The following is a 20,140-nucleotide window of genomic DNA, read 5'->3' on the forward strand; positions in this document are numbered from 1 at the left end:
CAGAAGTGGTCTGATGACCACTCTGTTTATAAATATCAGTTTTGAAACTATTATTCTGAAGGATAGGAAGGTTTACTTGCTTTAGCAAAGGCATGGTTTTGAGAGCTTAAACCGCCCGCTTCTCCTTTCCCTTCAAAGTGATAGTCTGATTCTTCCCGTAGTTTGAAACCAATTTCAGAATCTACATACTCTGGTGCAGGGGCTTTAGTCATTACTGACGAAGCGTGACCCGTAGCTTGAGACACATCAGTATTCACATCGCTATCATGACTTTCTTGTTCACTGTCTTTTGCAGCATCATGATCTTGAGTTGATTCAGAATTGATGGATACATCATTCAAATCAGCTGTGTGAATTGTCGGTTCAGAACGGGCTTCTGTCACTTCATTTTTAACGATAACAGGTAATAAAAGTGAAGGAATAACAGGAACCACATTACTTGGTTCATCTTGTGTGATTTGACTATAATCAATCGCAACCCGACCTAATGCCAATTCAAGAGATGCAGCAGCAAATTGTAACGGCATAGGTGATTTTTTAAGATCGCCACTTCGTACCCGTCGTTTATTACGTTGTCCATTCATACGTAGATGTCTGGAAGTGCGTCGTTGACGTTTTGGTTGTGACTCTAAAACAGGTGTTGTCTCAGCCTGTTCAGGCACTATCACCGGTAATAATAACGATGGAATAACAACACGCTCTTCATTGACTTGAATCGGTGCTTCACTATTTTTTACACGTACGCTTTTTGTCAATGAACGTTGTTGACGTCTTGGTTTCACTTCTTTTTGTTTCGGTGTGACCACTTCATTACTATTCGCTGTTTTTTCAGCTTTAGTCGCGTTTACCGCATTCGCCGAATGACTATTATTTTGCTTAGTACGACGACTGTTACTACGAGTTGTCTCTTTCACATCTTCTGTTGCTGCGCTGCTATTAGCATTTGCACCATTGCTATTACGACTATTACGCTGACGGCGACTATTCGATCGATTATTTTCACGTCTTTTAGTCGGTTTTGGTTTAACTTCTGGTTCAGGTTCACTTTTTTCAGCAACAAATAATTTGCGTAATTTACTAAATAATCCACTGAACAAGCCCCCAGATTTTTCAACTTTAGGCTCGCTCTTTTCTTTCGATGTCGTGTTCGCTTCGACTTTTGGCCCTGATAATACCGCTTGTTCAACGATGATTTCAGCCGCTGCGTCTTCTTCCTCTTCTTCCAGTTCTCGGATTAATTTCGGTAAGTTATAACTCAGTACATCAGTCTCTTCGCCAACACGTTTACGAATCACTTTATAAAGTGGCGTTTCCATCTCTTCATCACCCACAATGACAATTTTTACATCAGGGTGCATTCTTTCAATATTATTAATCGCGCGACGTTTTTCATTTAATAAATAGCTGGCAATTGGCACTGGCACGATAACATCAATTTGGACTGTGTTATCTTTCATCGCTTCTTCTTGAATTAATCGAAGAATAGAAAGCGATAATGAATTATTATCACGAATCGTTCCCGTTCCTTGACAACGTGGACAAATGTGATGAGTCGCTTCACGCAAAGACGGACTTAATCGTTGGCGTGACATTTCAAGCAGACCAAATCGAGAAATTCGTGTTGTTTGAATACGTGCTCGGTCTGTTTTCATCGCCTCTTTTAAGCGATTTTCAACTTCACGTTGGTTACGAATTGGTGTCATATCGATAAAATCGATAACAATTAGACCACCTAAGTCACGTAAACGTAGTTGACGAGCAATTTCTTCAGCTGCCTCAAGATTAGTGTTAAAGGCCGTTTCTTCAATGTCACTGCCCCGTATCGATTTAGCGGAGTTAATATCGATTGCTGTTAATGCTTCGGTTGCATCAATTACAATAGAACCGCCGGAAGGTAAACGCACTTCACGTTGAAACGCAGATTCAATTTGACCTTCAATTTGAAAATGGTTGAATAGAGGTACATCCCCCTCATAAAGTTTTAGTCGATTAACGTATTCAACACGCCCCAAATCAACTAATCGTTTTTTAGCGATCTCAAGGACTTTCGGATTATCGATTAATATATCACCCACATCATCACGTAAATAATCACGAAATGCTCGGGTAATAATATCACTTTCCTTGTGGATTAAACTTGGTGCTGGATGATTCTTAGCTTCATTTTGAATCGCTGCCCAATAATTGACTAACGCATCTAAATCTTGTTGTAACTCTTCTTGGCTTTTACCAACACCTGCCGTTCTGGCAATTACGCCCATGCCTTTAGGCTTTTCAATGGCGTCAATAATACGTTTTAAATCTGCACGATCTTCACCTTCAATTCGGCGAGACACACCACCAGCACGTGGATCATTGGGCATTAAAACTAAATAACTACCGGCAAGACTAATATAAGTCGTTAACGCAGCACCTTTTTTGCCTCGAATCTCTTTTTCAATTTGAATGAGAACTTCTTGACCTTCTTCAAGATGTTTAATGGTGCGACGACCGGTCATATTGGATGGAAAATAACTATCGGCAATCTCTTTTAATGGTAAAAAACCATCTCGCTCTCCACCATATGAAACAAAAGCCGCCTCTAAACTTGGATTGATTTTAGTAATTTTACCTTTATAGATATTGGCCTTTTTCTGCTCATGCCCAAGACTTTCGATATCTAAATCATATAAGCGTTGGCCATCAACAAGCGCAACTCGCAGCTCTTCTTGCTGGGTTGCATTGATTAGCATTCTTTTCATTATTCTACACTCTTCATTAATCTTAATTAATTGTAGGTAGAATCGTATTATTGATAAATGCTTATTTTAACAATGATAAAAAAAGTACTTAATTCGATATTTCTATACAGTGTTCATTATTTTATTTGTGTTATTTTTGTTATTATTTTATGTGACACCGATTTCACATTGACTACATTAAAATAATATTTTAGGGGGATAACCGCTAAATTCAAAAGTACAAATGACACGCCGAATTATTCCTAAATATATAATTTATTGATATTATTTCAATGGTTAATTTGCAAACCTTCATTTTATTGGTTCTAGCAAATAAACTAAATCTTTATATGATTGTTTAAAATAAACATATTATCTAATTATCTTGATTCTACTTACGCTATTTTGTTTTGACAAACTGTAATGTCTAACGCCATTGCTGCATTACAAGGATAAAAATATCCCCCCTTATTATTCACGTTTCGGCAAAGGATAGCAAGAAAATTAAACTTCATATTTCATCGATAGTTAGATTAATATTTTGAGTTATTTACAAATAATATTTATCATTTCAATAAAATCATATTAGATATATTAAAAATTTATATTAACCACACTAAAAAGCAAAAATTGCTTTACAATTTTTTCTCATTTTTAGAAAACAAAAAATGGGCACTTACTTAGTAGTACCTAAAGTAAGTTAATTTGTATAATAATGGACGAAATATAAAATAAATTCAAAAAAGAGACTTAACTTATTTATGAAATCACCCGAAAAAACAGCCTTACTTGATTTTACTTCTCGTTGGATGACTCAATTTGATTATGCCCCTAAAAGTGAAGAATTACATGCCATTCCTTCACCTTGTATACTAAAAACAGCGCAACTTGCAGTATATTGGCAACCTTTTTTATTAGAGCCGGCAAGAGATCTAACTATTGTAGAACAAGTCGTTAACATCAATCTGTGTCAAAGTGCTCATGTTTTTTATGGCACACAATATGCCGGAAATATAAACGCAAACTTTGCTGATACTCATTTAGTATTACTACAAGCATGGAATGATGACGATTTCTCAAATTTAGAGCAGAACTTAATTGCCCATTTGTCGCAACAAAAAAGATTAAAACGAATACCAACTATTTTTATTGCCTCTACCGATGAAAGTACCGAAATTATCGCCATAAATAATTTAACTGGCGAAGTGGTTAAAGAAGATCTCATTAGTGGAGAACTGACGATATTAGCTGAAAATTTAACATCATTTTTTAATAATCTTTCAATTTAATGTAAAAAAATAATTCATAAAAATTAACAAGATTATCGTCTAAACATTTATTCACAAATTGTCTGTATCGAAATTGTGTATTATAAAATATTATGTATATAATGCGATGAAAGTGATTAGACGAAATAGGTGAATTATGTTTGAAAGTTTAACAGCAGCACCGGCCGACCCGATACTTGGATTAGCCGATCTTTATAATAAAGATGAACGCACCAGTAAGATTAATTTAAGTGTCGGTGTCTATAAAGATGAAACCACCCAAACACCTATTTTAGAAAGCGTCAAAAAAGCCGAACAATTTTTATTAAATAACGAAACCACAAAAAGTTACTTATCCATTGACGGAATCAAAGAATTTAATATCGCTACACAAATCTTATTATTTGGTAACGAAAATGAACGAGCCAGAACGGCACAAGCACCTGGAGGCACAGGCGCTTTACGAATCATGGCCGATTTTTTAGCTCGCCGAACCAAAGTAAAACGTATTTGGGTCAGTAATCCTTCATGGCCAAATCATCGAAGTGTCTTCCAAACTGCTGGTCTTGAAGTGCGAGAATACCGTTATTATGATGCACAAACCCATAGCTTGGACTTTGATGGACTGATGCAAGATTTAAGTAAAATTGTAGCAGGTGAGGCGGTACTTTTTCACGGTTGCTGTCACAATCCAACCGGTATCGATCCAACTCCTGAACAATGGCAAGCCATTTCAGATTTAGCCTTAAAAAATGGTTGGTTACCGTTGTTTGACTTAGCTTATCAAGGATTTGGACAAGGTATAGAAGAAGATGTGTATGGATTACGACTATTCACCGATCATCACCCAGAATTATTAATTGCTAGCTCATACTCTAAAAACTTTGGGCTATATAATGAACGAGTTGGTGCTTTTACCTTAATCGCTGCTGATACGGAGATTGCGGATCGGGCTTTTAGCCAAGTTAAAACCATTATTCGTGCCAATTATTCTAATCCACCCGCTCACGGCGCCAAAATTGTATCTTATATTTTAAATAACAAGGAATTAAAAGAAGAGTGGATCGATGAATTGACAAGTATGCGTCAACGTATTCATCGTATGCGCCAATTATTTGTCAAAACATTACAAGATAAAGGTGCAAATCAAGATTTTAGCTTCATCGCTAAACAAAACGGCATGTTCTCTTTCAGTGGATTAACAGAACAACAAGTACTGAAACTGCGTAACGACTACGGTATTTACATCGTGAATTCGGGACGAATCAATGTCGCTGGCATGACCCTTGATAATATGTCACGCCTGTGTGAATCGATAGTTGAAGTGTTATAAGCCTATTTTATGAAGTCAATTTTTAGGCATTATTGTTGATTAACTGTTGTGTTAGTTTGATAAAGACAGCATGAGGGATTGATTATCAATCCCTCTGCATATTAAGGATATCACGACTTATCTGGTAAATTTTTTAAATAATAAACAGGCAAATACAATATCTAACACACACAGTGAAATCAGCACTAAAAACGAGCCTAAAACACCGCTTGAATCTAATCCTAAACTAAACAGATACGGATAGCCAAATACGCCAATAAAGTAGCTTAAACTAAAAATAGTTAAATAGATACTTCGCTTTTCAGCATCGATGTCTTTAACCATTTGAGTTTGAATTAACGGATAAACCAAACCATAACTTATGCCTAATAATGACGACGGTACAATATAAAAAATATTATTTGTCGTAACCAAAAACAGACACAAAGCGATCAACATAATGAATAACAAGCCGATCATGGCTAACTGCTGTGACAGTTTTAAAATAAATTTAGCCAGATAGAATCGGGCAAATAATAATGAAAAAGTATAAGAAATATAAAATATCGAAAAGTTTAAATTCTTCTCTTTCGCAAACACAAATTGAAAGTTCATCATTGAAATGTAAATACAGGCGCCTAAAAAAACCATTATTAACGGAATGACCGCATTTGAAGTAACAATGGTTTTCATTACTGGCAAAATCGATAATTTACTGCTATTTTGCTTATTGGATAAGGTTACATTAAAAAATAACCCACCGGCTAACAAACTCAACAACACAGCAAACATAAACATATATTCAATAGCAATATTATAATCGAGCAGTGTTTTGACTATCACTGGCGATAATCCGGCGCCTAACATATTAAATGCCGAAATAAACATAAAATGACGACTTAATTCGGCAGTATTACTGGTTGACGACACCATAATCGGCCCCAACGTATAAATAATCCCCCACCCTGCACCAAGCAACAAACCTGCAATATAAAGAAAAACACCACCTGTATACAAAATCAATGCGATAGCAAAGGCATAAATTAACGCCCCCATTGCAGCAATAACATTAGTAGAAACAGATTTCAACACATAAGGAATCGACAAAATCGACGCCACTACCCCAATGATCCCCATTGAAATAATTTCACTCGACATCACTAACGAAAGCTTTAAAGTGTCGGTTAAAAATAACGGCAGCGTTAACATCACGCCATAGGCAAAAGAGGTTAAAAAAGAGCCTAAGCAGACTAATTTAAATAATTTGTTATTCATCACTATTTATTCCTTTTTATTAAGCAGGCTCACGTTGTCCCCACGATGATAACATCAAAGAGATCAAGTATCGTGCATAATACGAATAAAAAATAAGAAATTTTGAAAAAATTCCCCTATTTGAGTCTATTCATCAAAACAAAATAAACATTCAACAATCAACTTCCTCAATCGCCCGTGATCAAATCCCAACAAGCTTAATTCTTTTTAGTTATATCCATAGTCCAAGAGGATATTAGACGCTGTTTGAATAATCTTTAATAATTGAATAATAAAACATTAATTAATCTTTGAGGATATTTCGGTGGCGTCACATGTTATTGATTATTTGATTTTAGGTAATAATTTTAGTACCAGTGAAATGCGAGCGATATGGTCAGAACAAAATCGCTTAGAAAAGCAAGTTGCTGTAGAAGTCGCACTAGCAAAAGTACAAGGTGAACTAGGTGTCATTCCTTGCGATGCCGCTGATGCAATCGTTGCTAAGGCCGATGCTTCGAAACTGTCCATTGAACAAATTGCCAAACAAGCTGCAAAAGCCAAGCACTCTTTAATGTCAACGATCAATGCGCTACAAGATCAAGTTGGCGATGCCGGTCAATTTATTCATTATGGCGCAACCACGCAAGATATTGTCGATACGGCAACCGTTTTACAACTTAAGCAATCATTTGCCATTATTGAACGTGACACCAAACTGGTGGCATGTGAATTAAAAAAGTTAGCCAAACAGTATCAATATTTACCTATGGTTGGACGCACTCATGGTATGCAGGCACTTCCTACTACTTTTGGGTTTAAACTTGCCGTTTGGTTAGATGAGTTTGTTCGCCATTTACAGCGGTTAAGTGAAATTAAACAGCGGGTTTTAGTGGGTAATATCAGTGGTGCAATTTGTACTTATGCCGCCATGGGCGAATTAGGGGTACAAGTTGAAGCCAGAACATTAACTTTATTAGACCTCAATACACCCAACATTGGTTGGCAAGCTGCACGTGATCGGTTTTCCGAATATGCATCCGTCATTGCATTAATCAGTGGAACACTGGGTAAAATGGGTAATGAGTTTTATAACTTAATGCGCACTGAAATTAACGAAGTTGAAGAGCCCTTTTCTGACGGAAAAATCGGTTCAACCACTATGCCTCATAAACGAAATCCCGCCGCATTAGAAGGCTTAGCTAGCTTAACCGCACCATTATTAAAAAGTGTCGCTTTAATTCATGAATCCATGAAAGTTGAACATGAGCGAGACGCCATGAGTTGGCGAGCCGAGTGGATAGCTCTTCCTGAAATTAATCTCTACCTTTCTTCACAACTACAAACGGCATTAGCTGTACTACAAGGGTTAAAAGTCAATGCTGAACGCATGTTAACTAACTTAACCTTACAAAATGGTTTACTGCTGTCTGAAAAAGTGATGTTTGAAATAGGCAAGCGATTAGGCAAACAGACCGCTCATCGTTTGGTTTATCAAAGCGCAATGCAAGCTTTTGAGCAAAATAAAACCTTTAAAGCAGTGTTATTAGCTGATTCTATCTTGAATAAAGAGTTTACCGAAGATGAACTCGATAGTTGGTTAGAACCCGTTAATTATGTTGGTTTAGCGCCTGAAAAAGTGGAACAAGTAATCCGGTATGCTGATCAAAGTGGAGTCTTAGTATGACGTTCCGCCTAATGACGCAAAATGATATCCCAGCTTATCAAACGCTATTGCATAATGCTTATCAAGCAACCCTACAACTTGGTATTCATTTTGCTGCTGCGACAGTTAATCAAAAACAAATTGCCGATCATATTGAATCAAATGCTGTTTATCTCTATGAAAAACAGGGTAAATTAATTTCAACATTAACGATTCGTTTTCCATGGGGCAATAATCCCGGGCCTTATGGATTACCGCATTTAGGTTGGTTTGCCACTGACCCACAATATAAAGGTCAAGGCTACGGTCATGCATTATGGGATTTTGTTGAACAACAAATTTTAATTAAACAATTAAGACTTCCTGCGGCGACATTAGGAACAGCCGCAAATCATCCATGGTTAGCCACACTTTACATCAACAAAGGTTATAAACCTATTGGGCAAGCCGATTTAACCCCTGATCACACCACACTCTATTTTGAAAAAATTTTTAATTATAAAAACTACACTGAATGGAAAAAAAGGAATCACAAACAATGAAAACAATCAGAACTATTTTCTCTGCGATACTACTCGCCAGTTTAACATTATTATTCGGATGCGATACAAATAGCCAAGATTCGACCACAAAGCAGCCGATCATAAGAGTCGGTTCAACCGGTCAAAGTTATCCAAATGGTTATAAACAACAAGATAAATTAATCGGATTTGATGTTGAACTGACAGCAGCCATTGCCAATGAACTGGGTTATCAAGTCGAATGGGTGGTCGCTGATTTTGGCGGCTTAATGGGACAGTTTGATTCAGGACGTTTAGATACCATTGCCAATGCCGTTGCAATCACACCTGCTCGCCAAGATAAGTATGATTTTTCTCAGCCATATAGTTTTTATGGTAGTCAGATTGTTACCCATCAAGAAAATAACGATATAAATACGTTATCTGATTTTAAAGGTAAAACCATTGCTGGCGTGTTAGGTTCAAATCATATCAATAATTTGAAAAAAGCCTTTCCAAATAATGAAGTGACGATTAAAACTTATGAAACCCGTGACGGAGCCATGTATGATACCGAATATCAACGGGTTGAAGGTTATGTTAATTCAAAACCCATCTTACTGGCTGAAATCAAACGTAAAAATCTTCCATTTAAATTAGTAGGCGAGCCAATAACGATTGAGCAAGTTGCTTTTCCATTTAGTAAAGATGAAAAAGGTCAAGCATTACGTGAAAAGTTTAATCAAGCTTTGGACAAGTTACGCAACAACGGCACGTTAAAAAATCTTTCGATTAAATATTTTGGTGAAGATATTACCTCATGAACTTTAATGTAAACTATTTTTTAAGTGTGTTTCCTCAGATATTACCGTATCTACCGGTCACACTTTTTATTGCAGTGGTGTCAATTTTATTTGCTATGGTGTTAGGTCTGACTATCGCATTGTTACGTAATAATAAAATCATCATTGTTGACGCAATTTTTTCGCTGTTTATTTCGCTATTTCGTGGGATTCCCTCGGTCGTATTGCTCTTTATTATTTATTACGGTTTACCGCAGATCTTTCCTGTATTAAAGCACATGGGAGCAACAACCGCCGCTATTGTCTGCTTTAGCTTAAAATATTCTGCTTATCTAGCCGAAATTTTCCGTGCTGGTCTGGCGTCAGTCGACCCAGGACAAAAAGAGGCAGGACTAACCTCGGGACTAAGCACGATTCAGGTTTACCGAAACATTATTTTGCCACAAGCATTGGTCAATGCTTTGCCTAATACCGGTAACATGTTTATTTCATTACTCAAAGACTCGTCTGTCGCTTTTTTTGTTGGCGTACAAGAACTGCTAGCAGCAGGCAAAATGCTAACGGCGAGCTCCTTTCTCTATTTTGAAACCTATTTAGCGGTCGGCATTGTTTATTGGCTAACGGTTGTTGCTTATTCATGGCTACAAAAACAGTTAGAACGTAAATTAAGCAAACCGTATTACCGTTAAGGAGCAAGCTCATGATTTCTGTATCACATCTGTCTAAACGGTTTGGTCATCATCAAGTATTAAAAGAGATAAACCTTTATGTAAAACAAGGTGAAGTTGTCGCCATTATTGGGCCTTCAGGCTCAGGTAAATCCACGTTATTACGTTGTCTGAATTTATTAGAAAAACCCAATACGGGTACAATTCGAATAGGTGATGTCATTCTGGATAGAGAACATTATCGTCATAAAGAAGAAGTACAATTACGCAAACAATCAGCGATGGTATTTCAACACTATAATTTATTTAAAAACAAAACGGCGTTAGAGAACATTACTTATCCTTTGATTCTGGGTAAAAAAATCAATAAAAGCGAAGCCAAACAACAAGGATTAATGCTATTAAAGCGGGTGGGCATGTTACCTTATGCAGACCAATATCCAATAACATTATCCGGCGGGCAACAACAACGGGTGGCTATTGCCAGAGCATTAGCGGTTAGACCTAAAGTTCTATTATTTGATGAACCGACATCGGCACTCGATCCAGAGCGTGTACACGAGGTGCTGCAAGTCATGTTACAGCTTGCTAAAGAAAATATCACGATGATCATTGTTACTCACGAAATGGAATTTGCTAAATATGTTGCTGACCGAATTATCTTTATGGCAAATGGCGTCATTGTAGAAGAAGGCTATGCTAAAACTCTTATCGATCATCCACAAAACGAGTTAACTCAACGTTTTTTGCGTCAGCTAACCGATGATATTAATTTCGAAATTTAATAAAGAAAAAATTGTTCGCTCACTGAGTGCTTATATTGAGACAAGAAATTGGGGGGATTTTACATCGTCCCCTATTTAGAATTCACGTAATAGTAAATATCACCTTATTAACAAACTTTAATTTTTATTCTTTTAAGTGAATCAAGATTTTTCAACTATAACTTAACTATATAACGCTTTATAAAATCGCTGACATCTAACCCTTTTGCAAATGCTTGAATATCTTGGCTTAGCGCTATTGCAGTTGGCTGATCATCAATAGCGTTTACGAGTTTTGCTGTCATTTCATTTTGGCTGTAAGGATTCTTTGGTGAGCCTTTGGGAAGGTCGATGCGTTGGCTGATTTTTTGACCGTTATTTAGTAATATCTCAACCACCACATAACGACCATTATAGGCTTGAGGATGTGGTGCTAAGGTGATGTGATAACTGCGATGCATTTTTTGCATCAGTTGTTGAATGTTGTCAGCGATTGGCGTTGCCGAAAATGCCTTAAAATCAGTGGGTAAACCTAATAAAATTAAGGCCAAAATATATTCAGCTGAAAAGCGCCCTTGCTCAGCAAGGGTTGGCTGTTGATAAATTAATGCCGCATCACTCTTAGGTGGCGCAAAGTAAAGGGTAATGTTAGCCACATTCTCAACACGAAATTGCGGATGTTGAGAAAGTAATTGTCCGGCATCCGCGATATAGGCTCCAGCGGAACAAAAACTATAAGTTTTAAACCACAATCCAGGGTCAATTATCTTCCAAGGCTTTGCCCAACTGGTTAAATTCAACCCCGTATTCCCTTGTCCATACATGGCGAGAAATCCTAAATTTTCATCTAAAAAATTTTGATCTGCTTGTAGTCCTGCTCTTAACCAATCAACAGTTTGGATGGCATGTTGCGCAGCCAGTCCTGCATGTAAAAATTTTATGGGTGTGCCCATTAACAAGCGCATACCCGAAGCTTGGGTTGCTGCAAGTGCTAATGCTTGCGATAAAAAAGGTTCATTATACAAATAACAAATTGCGGCTGTGGCTGCTATACCACCAAGCGTAATAGTGGCATGCCATCCTTTTTCATAATGTTGTGGATTGACGCTTTTACCCAGCAACGCCATGACTTCAATACCAATAACATAAGCCGTTAAAAATCGCCGTCCATCAATCTGGAATGGCATATGATCTAATCGAATACTGGCAAACAGTGCCGATAAAATCACCGCTGAAGGATGGCCTCGTATATCTGAATGAACATCATCATAATCTAAACAGTGGGCTTGAAAACCATTGAATAATGCCGCTTGACGTGGTGTAGCTAACTTTTTTTGACCAATCAGCCAAGACCGCTCATGCCCCCCTTCTTCTTTTATCCAAGCGAGTAATCTTTGAACATTCATATCCTGACGAGCTTGTAAACAACATGCAAAATAATCGACGATGCCATTTATCGCATTATTAATAACGCAGGAATCATTAAGAACAGGGGTATTTTTAATTAACAAGCATAATTGTTGGTTTAAGTTCATCATATATTCACTCATCAAACTATCATAAATAGACTTGACCAAAATAGCGTAAAATCAGCGTTAAGTTAAAGATTATCTAGTTATATTTTAATAACTAAACTTAATACTATTGCATCAAGCAGTCGTCTTTTTCCCTTCATATAACTATTTTTGACTCATCATTAGTATGCTAATATAGATGACAAATGATTAACCTAAACTTTCACTTATCTAATTATGTCAACTTGTTATATTGCGTTAGGAAGTAACCTTGACGATCCTTTTGCTCAAGCAAATCGAGCAATAGCCGCTTTAACTCAATTGCCTCATACTCAACTGGTTAAAGTCTCGCCTTTTTACCGCAGTAAACCTTTAGGGCCACAAGATCAAAATGATTATCTCAATGCAGTGATTAAGTTAATAACCAGCCTTTCACCAATTGAATTATTAGATGCCTTACAATCGATTGAAAAATCACAAGGGCGAGTTCGCAAAGATAATCGTTGGGGGGCAAGAACTTTAGATTTGGATATTCTTTTATATGATGATTTGATTATCAATAGTGAACGATTAACCATACCGCATTACCACATGAAAAACCGAGAGTTTGTCCTTTATCCACTCTTTGATATTGAGCCAGAACTCGTCTTTCCCGATAATGACAAATTGTCAGATCTTGTTGCTAAGTGTCCTAAAAATGACATGAAACAGTGGATAGCATAATTATATACATTAATACATATAGTTATGTTAATTTGCTCTAATTATGTAAAAAAAATCATAAAAAAATTTTGCCAATGGCTAATTTATTGCTATAGTTTAGCGCTTGCAAATAATCTGTACTTAAGGGGATTGCTGTGAAAAAGGAACAAAAAGTTAATACATCTTCTCTTAGCCTGCTTTCAATTGCTGGGCTTGAGCCTTATAAAGAGGCGAAAGGCGAGGAGTATATGAACCCTAAGCAATTGAAACATTTCAAACTTATCTTAGAAGCATGGCTTGCGCAATTACAAGGCGAAATGGGCAAAACAGTCTCGCACATGCAAGATGAGGCTGCAAATTTTCCAGATCCAGCTGACCGAGCAACTCAAGAAGAGGAGTTCAGTCTAGAGTTAAGAGCACGCGATAGAGAACGTAAACTGATCAAAAAAATTGAAAAGACATTAAAGAAAATTGAAACTGATGATTTTGGTTTTTGTGAATCTTGTGGCGTTGAGATTGGTATTCGTCGCCTTGAAGCTAGACCTACGGCGGATCTATGTATCGATTGTAAAACGTTAGCGGAACTTCGCGAAAAACAAATGGGAATGTAATTTTAATTACTTTCCTCAAACATTACACTACCAGATAAGCCCATGTGCTATATTGGTCGTTTTGCTCCCTCACCATCCGGACCATTACATTTTGGTTCGTTGGTGACGGCTCTCGGTAGCTATTTACAAGCTAAAGCTTATCAAGGTAAATGGTTAGTCCGTATTGAAGATATCGATCCACCACGCGAAGTCAAAGGTGCATCCTCACTCATTTTAAAAACATTAGAAATATTCAATCTGTTTTGGGATGATGATGTTCTATACCAATCAACATGTAGTGAACGTTATCAATCGGTATTGCAATCATTACTATCCAAACAGCAAGCCTACTATTGCGACTGTTCAAGACAACGAATCCATCATCTTACCAATCATATTTATGATGGCTTTTGCCGTCAGCGAAATTTAACCCCGAACCACCAGCAGCATTTAGCCATTCGGTTAAAGCAAACCCATCCAATCTTTGAATTTGAAGATAACATTCTTGGATTACAAACAGTTGAACCAGCAAGTGCGCAAGAAGATTTTATTATTCACCGAAAAGATGGACTATTTGCTTATAATTTGGTCGTCGTTCTGGATGATCATCAGCAAGGCATTACCGAAATTGTTCGTGGCGCTGATTTGCTACCGGTTACCGCAAAACAGATATCACTTTATCAACAGTTAGGCTTTACCGTTCCAACCTATTGCCATTTACCACTGGTCTTAGATCATAATGGTAATAAGCTGTCGAAACAAAATCATGCTAAACCAATCGAATTGGATAATCCAACCTCGCTAACCATTCAAGCTCTGCAATTTTTAGGACAACAGATACCACAAGATTGGCAAGATGCAACCCAACAACAATTGTTAGATTGGGCAATAGCACATTGGCAGCTTTCAACTATCCCGAAACAAAATGCAGTATTAACCACCAATGTAAGATAAGTTAGGCATCATACCCACTAGATTATCGTGTAATCGATGTTTTTCTGGTTTGACTACCAATGAAGCAAGAATGCGTGATTTAAGTTGTGCTTTTTGGTCTGCACTGACCAGTAAATCACGTAAATCAATCGCCGAATCACCAAACAGACAATAGTGTAACTGCCCAATTGATGACACTCGCAATCGATTGCAACTTTTACAAAAATCTTTTGAATATGGCATGATAAGACCAATTTTACCTTGATAATCATCATGCGCATAAACTTTTGCCGGCCCTGATAGAGCTTGCTTCGGTTGTAACTGCCAACCTTGCTCAATTAATTGACGTTCAATTGATTGACCAGCTAAGTGATAACGATGAAATAGATTACGGCTTTCATTGGTTTCCATAAGCTCGATAAAACGCAACTCAACTGGTCTGTATTTAATCCAAGATAAATAGTCTGATAAATGGCTATTGAGATCTTTCATTAAAACAGTATTAATCTTCACTTTCGGTATGCCAATTTCTAACGTTTTTTCAACGCCTGCAATCAGCTCTTTCAGCTTATCTTGACCTGTGATCAGTTTAAATATATGAGGAGAAAAACTATCTATACTAATGTTGATTGAATTTAGACCAGCTTGATGCCAATGGTTGATATTTTTTAATAACCGTGTGCCATTGGTCGTGATTGCAAGCTCACGAATACAGGGATAAGCCGAAATAACCGACAAAATTTCGGTAAAATCTCGACGTAATGTCGGTTCACCACCTGTAAGTCGAATTTTATGAACACCAAGCTCAGCAAATGTTGACACAATATTATCAATTTCATTAAGCGATAAAAAATGGTGAAGCTTATTCGGATGATAACCATTGGGTAAACAATACTGACATTTAAAATTACATAGTTCGGTAATCGACAAGCGCAGATATTGAAATCGACGCTGATAATTATCCACTAATTGCATATAAAAAAAACACCTTATCCAAATCGGGAAGCATAGCCATTTCTGCGCTATACCGCGGCTAATTCACCATATGAAACAGGCCAAGGCAACACTTAGGTGAAAAAGCTTCAGAGTTTGGTTTAGTCTAACATAGACAATATTTTTTGACTATAATCAATTAATCAATTCGAACATTCTGAATAAAATTCTAAGGTTAAGTTGATTCATCACTGTTTTCACCATTCTCAACTATTTAGAATAACAATTACTGCTTTCTCAACGATTATTCGCTTTAAATTAATCATTTAGCACAACAATATTAATTGATTTATTCACATTCAAATAAAGTCAGAGGTATATTAATATCAAATAAATTTAATTATGATAAATCAATCCTTTTGCTGTATTTCAATTATTCAATAGGATAATTACGATAAAATTGAAAAAAGTTCATTTTATAAACTTTACTTATTCAATCTGTTTGAGTATATAATAACTCCTTTGTCGATAAAACCGTCAAATGGAGGTTGTGATGATTACCACCCATATAAGTCCATTAGGATCTATGGATTTACTCGCTCAAGCTGAAGTGGATATTCTAAAGAGATCAGCAAATAGTGAATTATATCAATTATTTCGAAATTGCTCATTGGCAACACTGAATGCGGGTAGTAAAACCGATAATACGAAAGAGCTATTAGATAGGTTTCAATCGTTCGAAATTAATGTGATTAGTAAAGAACGAGGCGTTAAGCTAGAGCTCATCGATGCGCCGGAAAGTGCTTTTGTGGATAAACGTATTATCCGTTCAATTCAAGCTAACCTTTTTGCAGTGTTGCGCGATATTCTTTTTTTAAATAGTCAAATCAGTGCTGTTAAGCAATTAGTGTCGAATGTCAACCTTGATAAAGATCATTCCTATTATATTACTAATTTGGTTTTTTCGATTTTACGTAATGCTAATGCGCTACATGTCGGCGAAGAGCCTAATCTTGTGGTTTGCTGGGGTGGTCACTCAATTAATGAAAACGAATATTATTATGCCCGTCAAGTCGGCATGCAGTTAGGGCTACGTGAGCTTAATATCTGCACTGGCTGTGGCCCCGGCATTATGGAAGCTCCCATGAAAGGCGCTGCTGTTGGTCATGCTCAGCAACGCTATAAAGATAGCCGTTTTATTGGGATGACTGAACCTTCAATTATTGCCGCTGAACCACCTAATGCCTTGGTCAATGAGCTTATCATCATGCCAGATATTGAAAAACGGCTTGAAGCTTTTGTCCGTATGGCACACGGTATTATTATCTTCCCTGGTGGTCCGGGTACTGCTGAGGAACTGCTCTATATTTTAGGCATTATGTTAAACCCAGCAAATAAAGATCAGACATTACCACTTATCTTAACTGGCCCTAAAGAATGCGAAGGCTATTTTGCTGCCATTGATGACTTTATTCGTCAAACCTTAGGCGAAGAAGCCACCAAGCTTTATCAAATTATTATTGATTCCCCAGAACAAGTTGCGCGTATTATGAAAAAAGGGGTTAAACATGTTAAATCCTCACGCTTAAAAACAGGTGATGCTTACGGTTTTAACTGGCTCCTTAAAATTGATGGTTCATTACAACAACCTTTTGAACCCATTCATGAAAATATGGCTTCATTGAATTTACACAAAGATCAGCCTGTGGAATTATTAGCCGCTGATTTACGTCGGGCATTTTCGGGAATTGTTGCTGGTAATGTGAAGGAGTTTGGTATGAAACAAATTGCTGAACGAGGCCCTTATAAGTTACAAGGCGATAAGGAAATAATGAAACAGTTGGATGATTTATTACGTAGCTTTGTTAAACAAGATCGGATGAAATTACCGGGTGGAACGGCTTATCAACCTTGTTATGAGATCTGTTATTAACACATCATCTAAAATAGCTTATTTAACTGTTATTTTGCCGGTATTTTTTGTCGGCAAAATAACAGACGCATCGACCAATTAGCTATAAATCATTCAAAATATCTAAAGCTTCAGAAACTTTTTTGACACCAAAAACTTGCATATTTTCAGGTCTCTTTTTCGGCATATTGGCAATCGGTACGATCGCTTTTTTAAAGCCATGTTTTGCCGCTTCAGAAATCCGCTCTTGACCACTTGGCACAGGGCGAATCTCGCCACCTAAGCCAATCTCGCCAAAAATAACCACATCTTGTGGCAGTGGACGATTTCGAAAACTTGATACTAAGGCGGCAATCAAAGCTAAATCGGCACTGGTTTCAGTAACTTTTACACCACCGACGACATTAACGAAAATGTCTTGGTCAGCCATTTGTAATCCACCATGCCGATGCAAGACCGCCAGTAAAAGGGCTAATCGATTCTGATCAAGCCCAACTGTTACGCGTCTTGGATTCCCATACATTGAATGGTCTACCAGCGCTTGAATCTCAACCAATAATGGACGTGTCCCTTCCCATAACACCATCACCGAGCTACCGGGTAGCATTTCATCCCCACGACTTAAAAAAATCGCTGATGGATTACTGACTTCTTTCAATCCTTGCTCGGTCATGGCAAAAACGCCTAATTCATTCACTGCACCAAACCGGTTTTTATGGCTACGCAACGTCCTAAATCTGGAATCCGCATCACCATCTAATAAAATTGAACAATCGATACAGTGTTCAAGGACTTTAGGACCGGCAAGTGACCCATCTTTAGTAACATGTCCAACCATAATAATGGCTATGCCTTTGGTTTTAGCAAAACGAGTTAAATAAGCAGCGGTTTCCCGCACTTGAGCGACACTCCCCGGCGATGATTGAATATCAGCAAGATGCATAACTTGAATGGAATCAATAACCATGAGTTTAGGTTGTGATTGTTCAGCCAGCAAACAGATCTGCTCAATACTGGTTTCTGACAGCATATTAATATTATCGGTTGGTAGTCCTAAACGATGAGCACGCATAGCTACTTGCTGTAAGGACTCTTCGCCCGTCACATAAAGGGTGTTCATTTGCGTTGAAAGCTTACTCATGGTTTGTAATAACAGGGTACTTTTACCGGCACCTGGATTACCCCCAATAAGAATTGCACTACCAGGGACAACACCGCCCCCTAACACTCGGTCAAATTCGGAAAAGCCGGTAGAAAATCTAGGCAACGCTTCTAAACTGATTTCAGACAGTTTTTGAATTTTTGCCTGTCCAACGTTACTACCTGCATAACCGGTTAACCGATCATTGCGTGATGATGCACTTGCCAGCCTAACTTCGGTAATGGTATTCCAAGCATGACATGCACTACATTGACCTTGCCAACGAGGATAATCTGCACCACAATCATTACAAACAAAAGCACGTTTAACGGTTTTTGCCAACTTAATCTCCTAACCTTCACTTAATAAACTGGTCGATAAGATACACCATAATCCAGTTAAATCCGCATAATTAATGCTAATTCGTGCCTTTTCAACCACTTTAGGTTTACCATGATAAGCCACGCCAAGACCTGCAATTCGAATCATCATTAAATCATTCGCACCATCGCCAATAGCAACCGTTTGTTCAATGGGTATATCTAACGATGCAGCTAAATTCTGTAATGTTCGAGCTTTAAATTTGGCATCGACTATTTGACCCGTCACTTTACCGGTTAATTTATCATTTTTGATTTCTAACTCATTTGCATAAGCATCGACCAATTTTAATTTTTGTTTTAAATGGTCGGCAAAATAGGTAAATCCCCCTGATGCGATAGCGACATACCAATTTCTTTTTTGTAATTCTTTAACTAGATAAGTCAGTCCCGATGTCAATGGTAATTCATTTTTTACTTGCTGTAAGAGTTCTTGAGGAGCGCCTTTCAAGGTTGCAACTCGCTTACGTAAGCTGGTTGCAAAGTCTAACTCGCCCCGCATAGCTTGCTCAGTGACAGCCGCGACTTGATGCCCAACACCATATAATTTGGCAAGTTCATCGATGCATTCAATTTTAATCGCCGTGGAATCCATATCCATAACAAGCAAACCCGGTGAGTGTAAGGTTGGTAAATTATCAATAGGTGATACATCAATGCCTAATGCTAGGGAAATAGATTTTGCCTTTTTAGGCATAACGCCAGCAATCCGGACAATTTGGTAAGTTTTAATTTTCCAAGAAGAAACTATCACCATTGGCATCGCCAACTGATTTTGGAATTTTGACAGTATCGTTTTATTTAATTTTTTACCATAGATGATCCAACCTGTTTTACCTGCATTATAGTCAAGCGGAACCACTTCACAACCATTCAAAGATAATGGTAAACCTTGCCAGTTTTGAATATTTTCGGGGAGATCACTATAGGTGAGAGTATAAGCCATTACAAATATCTTTATAACACAAAATAAACCGAGAATTTACCACATCTACTAAAAATTGTCCAAGTGAGCAATAATTATCCTATAATTTAATTTTATACTAGTATATAGTATTGAATAACGTGCATTTTATTAAC

Annotated in this window: 17 protein-coding genes and 1 riboswitch; of the genes, 11 read left to right on the top strand and 6 right to left on the bottom strand. The window is 37.3% G+C overall.

The genetic code is table 11. The annotated features are described in order from the left end of the window. Window positions 1-50: 50 nt before the first annotated feature. A complete protein-coding gene (gene rne, locus GYM75_RS11195) occupies window positions 51-2,741 on the bottom strand; it encodes a ribonuclease E (RefSeq protein ID WP_220216012.1) in 2,691 nt (896 codons plus the stop codon). A 740-nt stretch (window positions 2,742-3,481) separates the two neighbouring features. Here rne and syd point away from each other — a divergent pair. Both syd and GYM75_RS11205 read left to right on the top strand, forming a co-directional pair. Beyond that, on the top strand, window positions 3,482-4,009 hold the full coding sequence (gene syd / locus GYM75_RS11200) for a SecY-interacting protein (RefSeq protein WP_220216013.1): 528 nt from the start codon (window positions 3,482-3,484) through the stop codon (window positions 4,007-4,009). A 136-nt stretch (window positions 4,010-4,145) separates the two neighbouring features. Continuing rightward, entirely contained in the window at window positions 4,146-5,321 is a 1,176-nt protein-coding gene (locus GYM75_RS11205) for an amino acid aminotransferase (RefSeq protein ID WP_220216014.1), read from the top strand. Window positions 5,322-5,438: 117 nt separating this feature from the next. Here GYM75_RS11205 and GYM75_RS11210 read toward each other — a convergent pair whose 3' ends face one another. After that, window positions 5,439-6,575, bottom strand: coding sequence for an MFS transporter (locus GYM75_RS11210; RefSeq protein ID WP_220216015.1), 1,137 nt, complete (start codon window positions 6,573-6,575; stop codon window positions 5,439-5,441). Between the two features lie 304 nt (window positions 6,576-6,879). Between GYM75_RS11210 and purB the strand changes: the two genes are divergently transcribed. The 5 genes from purB to GYM75_RS11235 are packed head-to-tail and all read left to right on the top strand — an operon-like array spanning window position 6,880 to window position 10,976. After that, a complete protein-coding gene (gene purB, locus GYM75_RS11215; RefSeq protein ID WP_220216016.1) occupies window positions 6,880-8,241 on the top strand; it encodes an adenylosuccinate lyase in 1,362 nt (453 codons plus the stop codon). Further along, window positions 8,238-8,762 (top strand): GNAT family N-acetyltransferase, encoded by a 525-nt coding sequence (locus tag GYM75_RS11220; RefSeq protein ID WP_220216017.1) that lies wholly within the window; start codon window positions 8,238-8,240, stop codon window positions 8,760-8,762. Before purB ends, GYM75_RS11220 begins: the two co-directional genes overlap by 4 nt. Next, window positions 8,759-9,544, top strand: coding sequence for an amino acid ABC transporter substrate-binding protein (locus GYM75_RS11225; RefSeq protein ID WP_220216018.1), 786 nt, complete (start codon window positions 8,759-8,761; stop codon window positions 9,542-9,544). Before GYM75_RS11220 ends, GYM75_RS11225 begins: the two co-directional genes overlap by 4 nt. After that, window positions 9,541-10,212 carry an amino acid ABC transporter permease gene (locus GYM75_RS11230; protein WP_220216019.1) on the top strand — a complete coding sequence of 224 codons (672 nt, stop codon included), beginning with the start codon at window positions 9,541-9,543 and terminating at the stop codon, window positions 10,210-10,212. The genes GYM75_RS11225 and GYM75_RS11230 overlap by 4 nt, the downstream gene beginning before the upstream one ends. 11 nt (window positions 10,213-10,223) lie before the next feature. Next, entirely contained in the window at window positions 10,224-10,976 is a 753-nt protein-coding gene (locus GYM75_RS11235; protein ID WP_220216020.1) for an amino acid ABC transporter ATP-binding protein, read from the top strand. A gap of 155 nt (window positions 10,977-11,131) precedes the next feature. On the opposite strand, the gene GYM75_RS11240 is transcribed toward GYM75_RS11235, so the two are convergent. After that, window positions 11,132-12,493 (bottom strand): MmgE/PrpD family protein, encoded by a 1,362-nt coding sequence (locus tag GYM75_RS11240; protein ID WP_220216021.1) that lies wholly within the window; start codon window positions 12,491-12,493, stop codon window positions 11,132-11,134. A gap of 213 nt (window positions 12,494-12,706) precedes the next feature. Here GYM75_RS11240 and folK point away from each other — a divergent pair, with 213 nt between their 5' ends. The 3 genes from folK to gluQRS all read left to right on the top strand — a co-directional run bounded on the left by folK (window position 12,707) and on the right by gluQRS (window position 14,715). Further along, complete coding sequence (gene folK / locus GYM75_RS11245) at window positions 12,707-13,192, top strand: 2-amino-4-hydroxy-6-hydroxymethyldihydropteridine diphosphokinase (protein WP_220216022.1); 486 nt, start codon at window positions 12,707-12,709, stop codon at window positions 13,190-13,192. Between the two features lie 134 nt (window positions 13,193-13,326). Beyond that, window positions 13,327-13,782, top strand: a complete 456-nt coding sequence (gene dksA / locus GYM75_RS11250; protein WP_065559802.1) for an RNA polymerase-binding protein DksA — start codon at window positions 13,327-13,329, stop codon at window positions 13,780-13,782. A 42-nt stretch (window positions 13,783-13,824) separates the two neighbouring features. Further along, complete coding sequence (gene gluQRS / locus GYM75_RS11255) at window positions 13,825-14,715, top strand: tRNA glutamyl-Q(34) synthetase GluQRS (protein ID WP_220216023.1); 891 nt, start codon at window positions 13,825-13,827, stop codon at window positions 14,713-14,715. Here gluQRS and moaA read toward each other — a convergent pair. Beyond that, window positions 14,695-15,669 (bottom strand): GTP 3',8-cyclase MoaA, encoded by a 975-nt coding sequence (gene moaA, locus GYM75_RS11260; RefSeq protein WP_220216024.1) that lies wholly within the window; start codon window positions 15,667-15,669, stop codon window positions 14,695-14,697. The two genes, gluQRS and moaA, sit on opposite strands and share 21 nt — an antisense overlap. After that, window positions 15,664-15,794, bottom strand: a riboswitch (molybdenum cofactor riboswitch). Its footprint overlaps the gene before it by 6 nt. Window positions 15,795-16,183: 389 nt before the next feature. Between moaA and ppnN the strand changes: the two genes are divergently transcribed. Further along, the gene (gene ppnN, locus GYM75_RS11265; RefSeq protein WP_220217316.1) at window positions 16,184-17,560 is read left to right on the top strand and encodes a nucleotide 5'-monophosphate nucleosidase PpnN; all 1,377 of its coding nucleotides are present in this window, start codon (window positions 16,184-16,186) and stop codon (window positions 17,558-17,560) included. A gap of 82 nt (window positions 17,561-17,642) precedes the next feature. Here ppnN and radA read toward each other — a convergent pair whose 3' ends face one another. Both radA and serB read right to left on the bottom strand, forming a co-directional pair. After that, entirely contained in the window at window positions 17,643-19,022 is a 1,380-nt protein-coding gene (gene radA, locus GYM75_RS11270) for a DNA repair protein RadA (RefSeq protein WP_220216025.1), read from the bottom strand. Window positions 19,023-19,031: 9 nt separating this feature from the next. Beyond that, a complete protein-coding gene (gene serB, locus GYM75_RS11275; RefSeq protein ID WP_220216026.1) occupies window positions 19,032-20,006 on the bottom strand; it encodes a phosphoserine phosphatase in 975 nt (324 codons plus the stop codon). Between the last annotated feature and the right edge of the window lie 134 nt (window positions 20,007-20,140).

The organism is Gilliamella sp. ESL0441, assembly GCF_019469185.1.
Taxonomy (GTDB): domain Bacteria; phylum Pseudomonadota; class Gammaproteobacteria; order Enterobacterales; family Orbaceae; genus Gilliamella.

What these genes read in the sequence shown, in the direction of transcription:
- rne (WP_220216012.1), bottom strand. Translation starts at nt 2,741, where the DNA reads ATGAAAAGAATGCTAATCAATGCAACCCAGCAAGAAGAGCTGCGAGTT.
- syd (WP_220216013.1), top strand. Translation starts at nt 3,482, where the DNA reads ATGAAATCACCCGAAAAAACAGCCTTACTTGATTTTACTTCTCGTTGG.
- GYM75_RS11205 (WP_220216014.1), top strand. Translation starts at nt 4,146, where the DNA reads ATGTTTGAAAGTTTAACAGCAGCACCGGCCGACCCGATACTTGGATTA.
- GYM75_RS11210 (WP_220216015.1), bottom strand. Translation starts at nt 6,575, where the DNA reads ATGAATAACAAATTATTTAAATTAGTCTGCTTAGGCTCTTTTTTAACC.
- GYM75_RS11220 (WP_220216017.1), top strand. Translation starts at nt 8,238, where the DNA reads ATGACGTTCCGCCTAATGACGCAAAATGATATCCCAGCTTATCAAACG.
- GYM75_RS11225 (WP_220216018.1), top strand. Translation starts at nt 8,759, where the DNA reads ATGAAAACAATCAGAACTATTTTCTCTGCGATACTACTCGCCAGTTTA.
- GYM75_RS11230 (WP_220216019.1), top strand. Translation starts at nt 9,541, where the DNA reads ATGAACTTTAATGTAAACTATTTTTTAAGTGTGTTTCCTCAGATATTA.
- GYM75_RS11235 (WP_220216020.1), top strand. Translation starts at nt 10,224, where the DNA reads ATGATTTCTGTATCACATCTGTCTAAACGGTTTGGTCATCATCAAGTA.
- GYM75_RS11240 (WP_220216021.1), bottom strand. Translation starts at nt 12,493, where the DNA reads ATGATGAACTTAAACCAACAATTATGCTTGTTAATTAAAAATACCCCT.
- folK (WP_220216022.1), top strand. Translation starts at nt 12,707, where the DNA reads ATGTCAACTTGTTATATTGCGTTAGGAAGTAACCTTGACGATCCTTTT.
- gluQRS (WP_220216023.1), top strand. Translation starts at nt 13,825, where the DNA reads ATGTGCTATATTGGTCGTTTTGCTCCCTCACCATCCGGACCATTACAT.
- moaA (WP_220216024.1), bottom strand. Translation starts at nt 15,669, where the DNA reads ATGCAATTAGTGGATAATTATCAGCGTCGATTTCAATATCTGCGCTTG.
- serB (WP_220216026.1), bottom strand. Translation starts at nt 20,006, where the DNA reads ATGGCTTATACTCTCACCTATAGTGATCTCCCCGAAAATATTCAAAAC.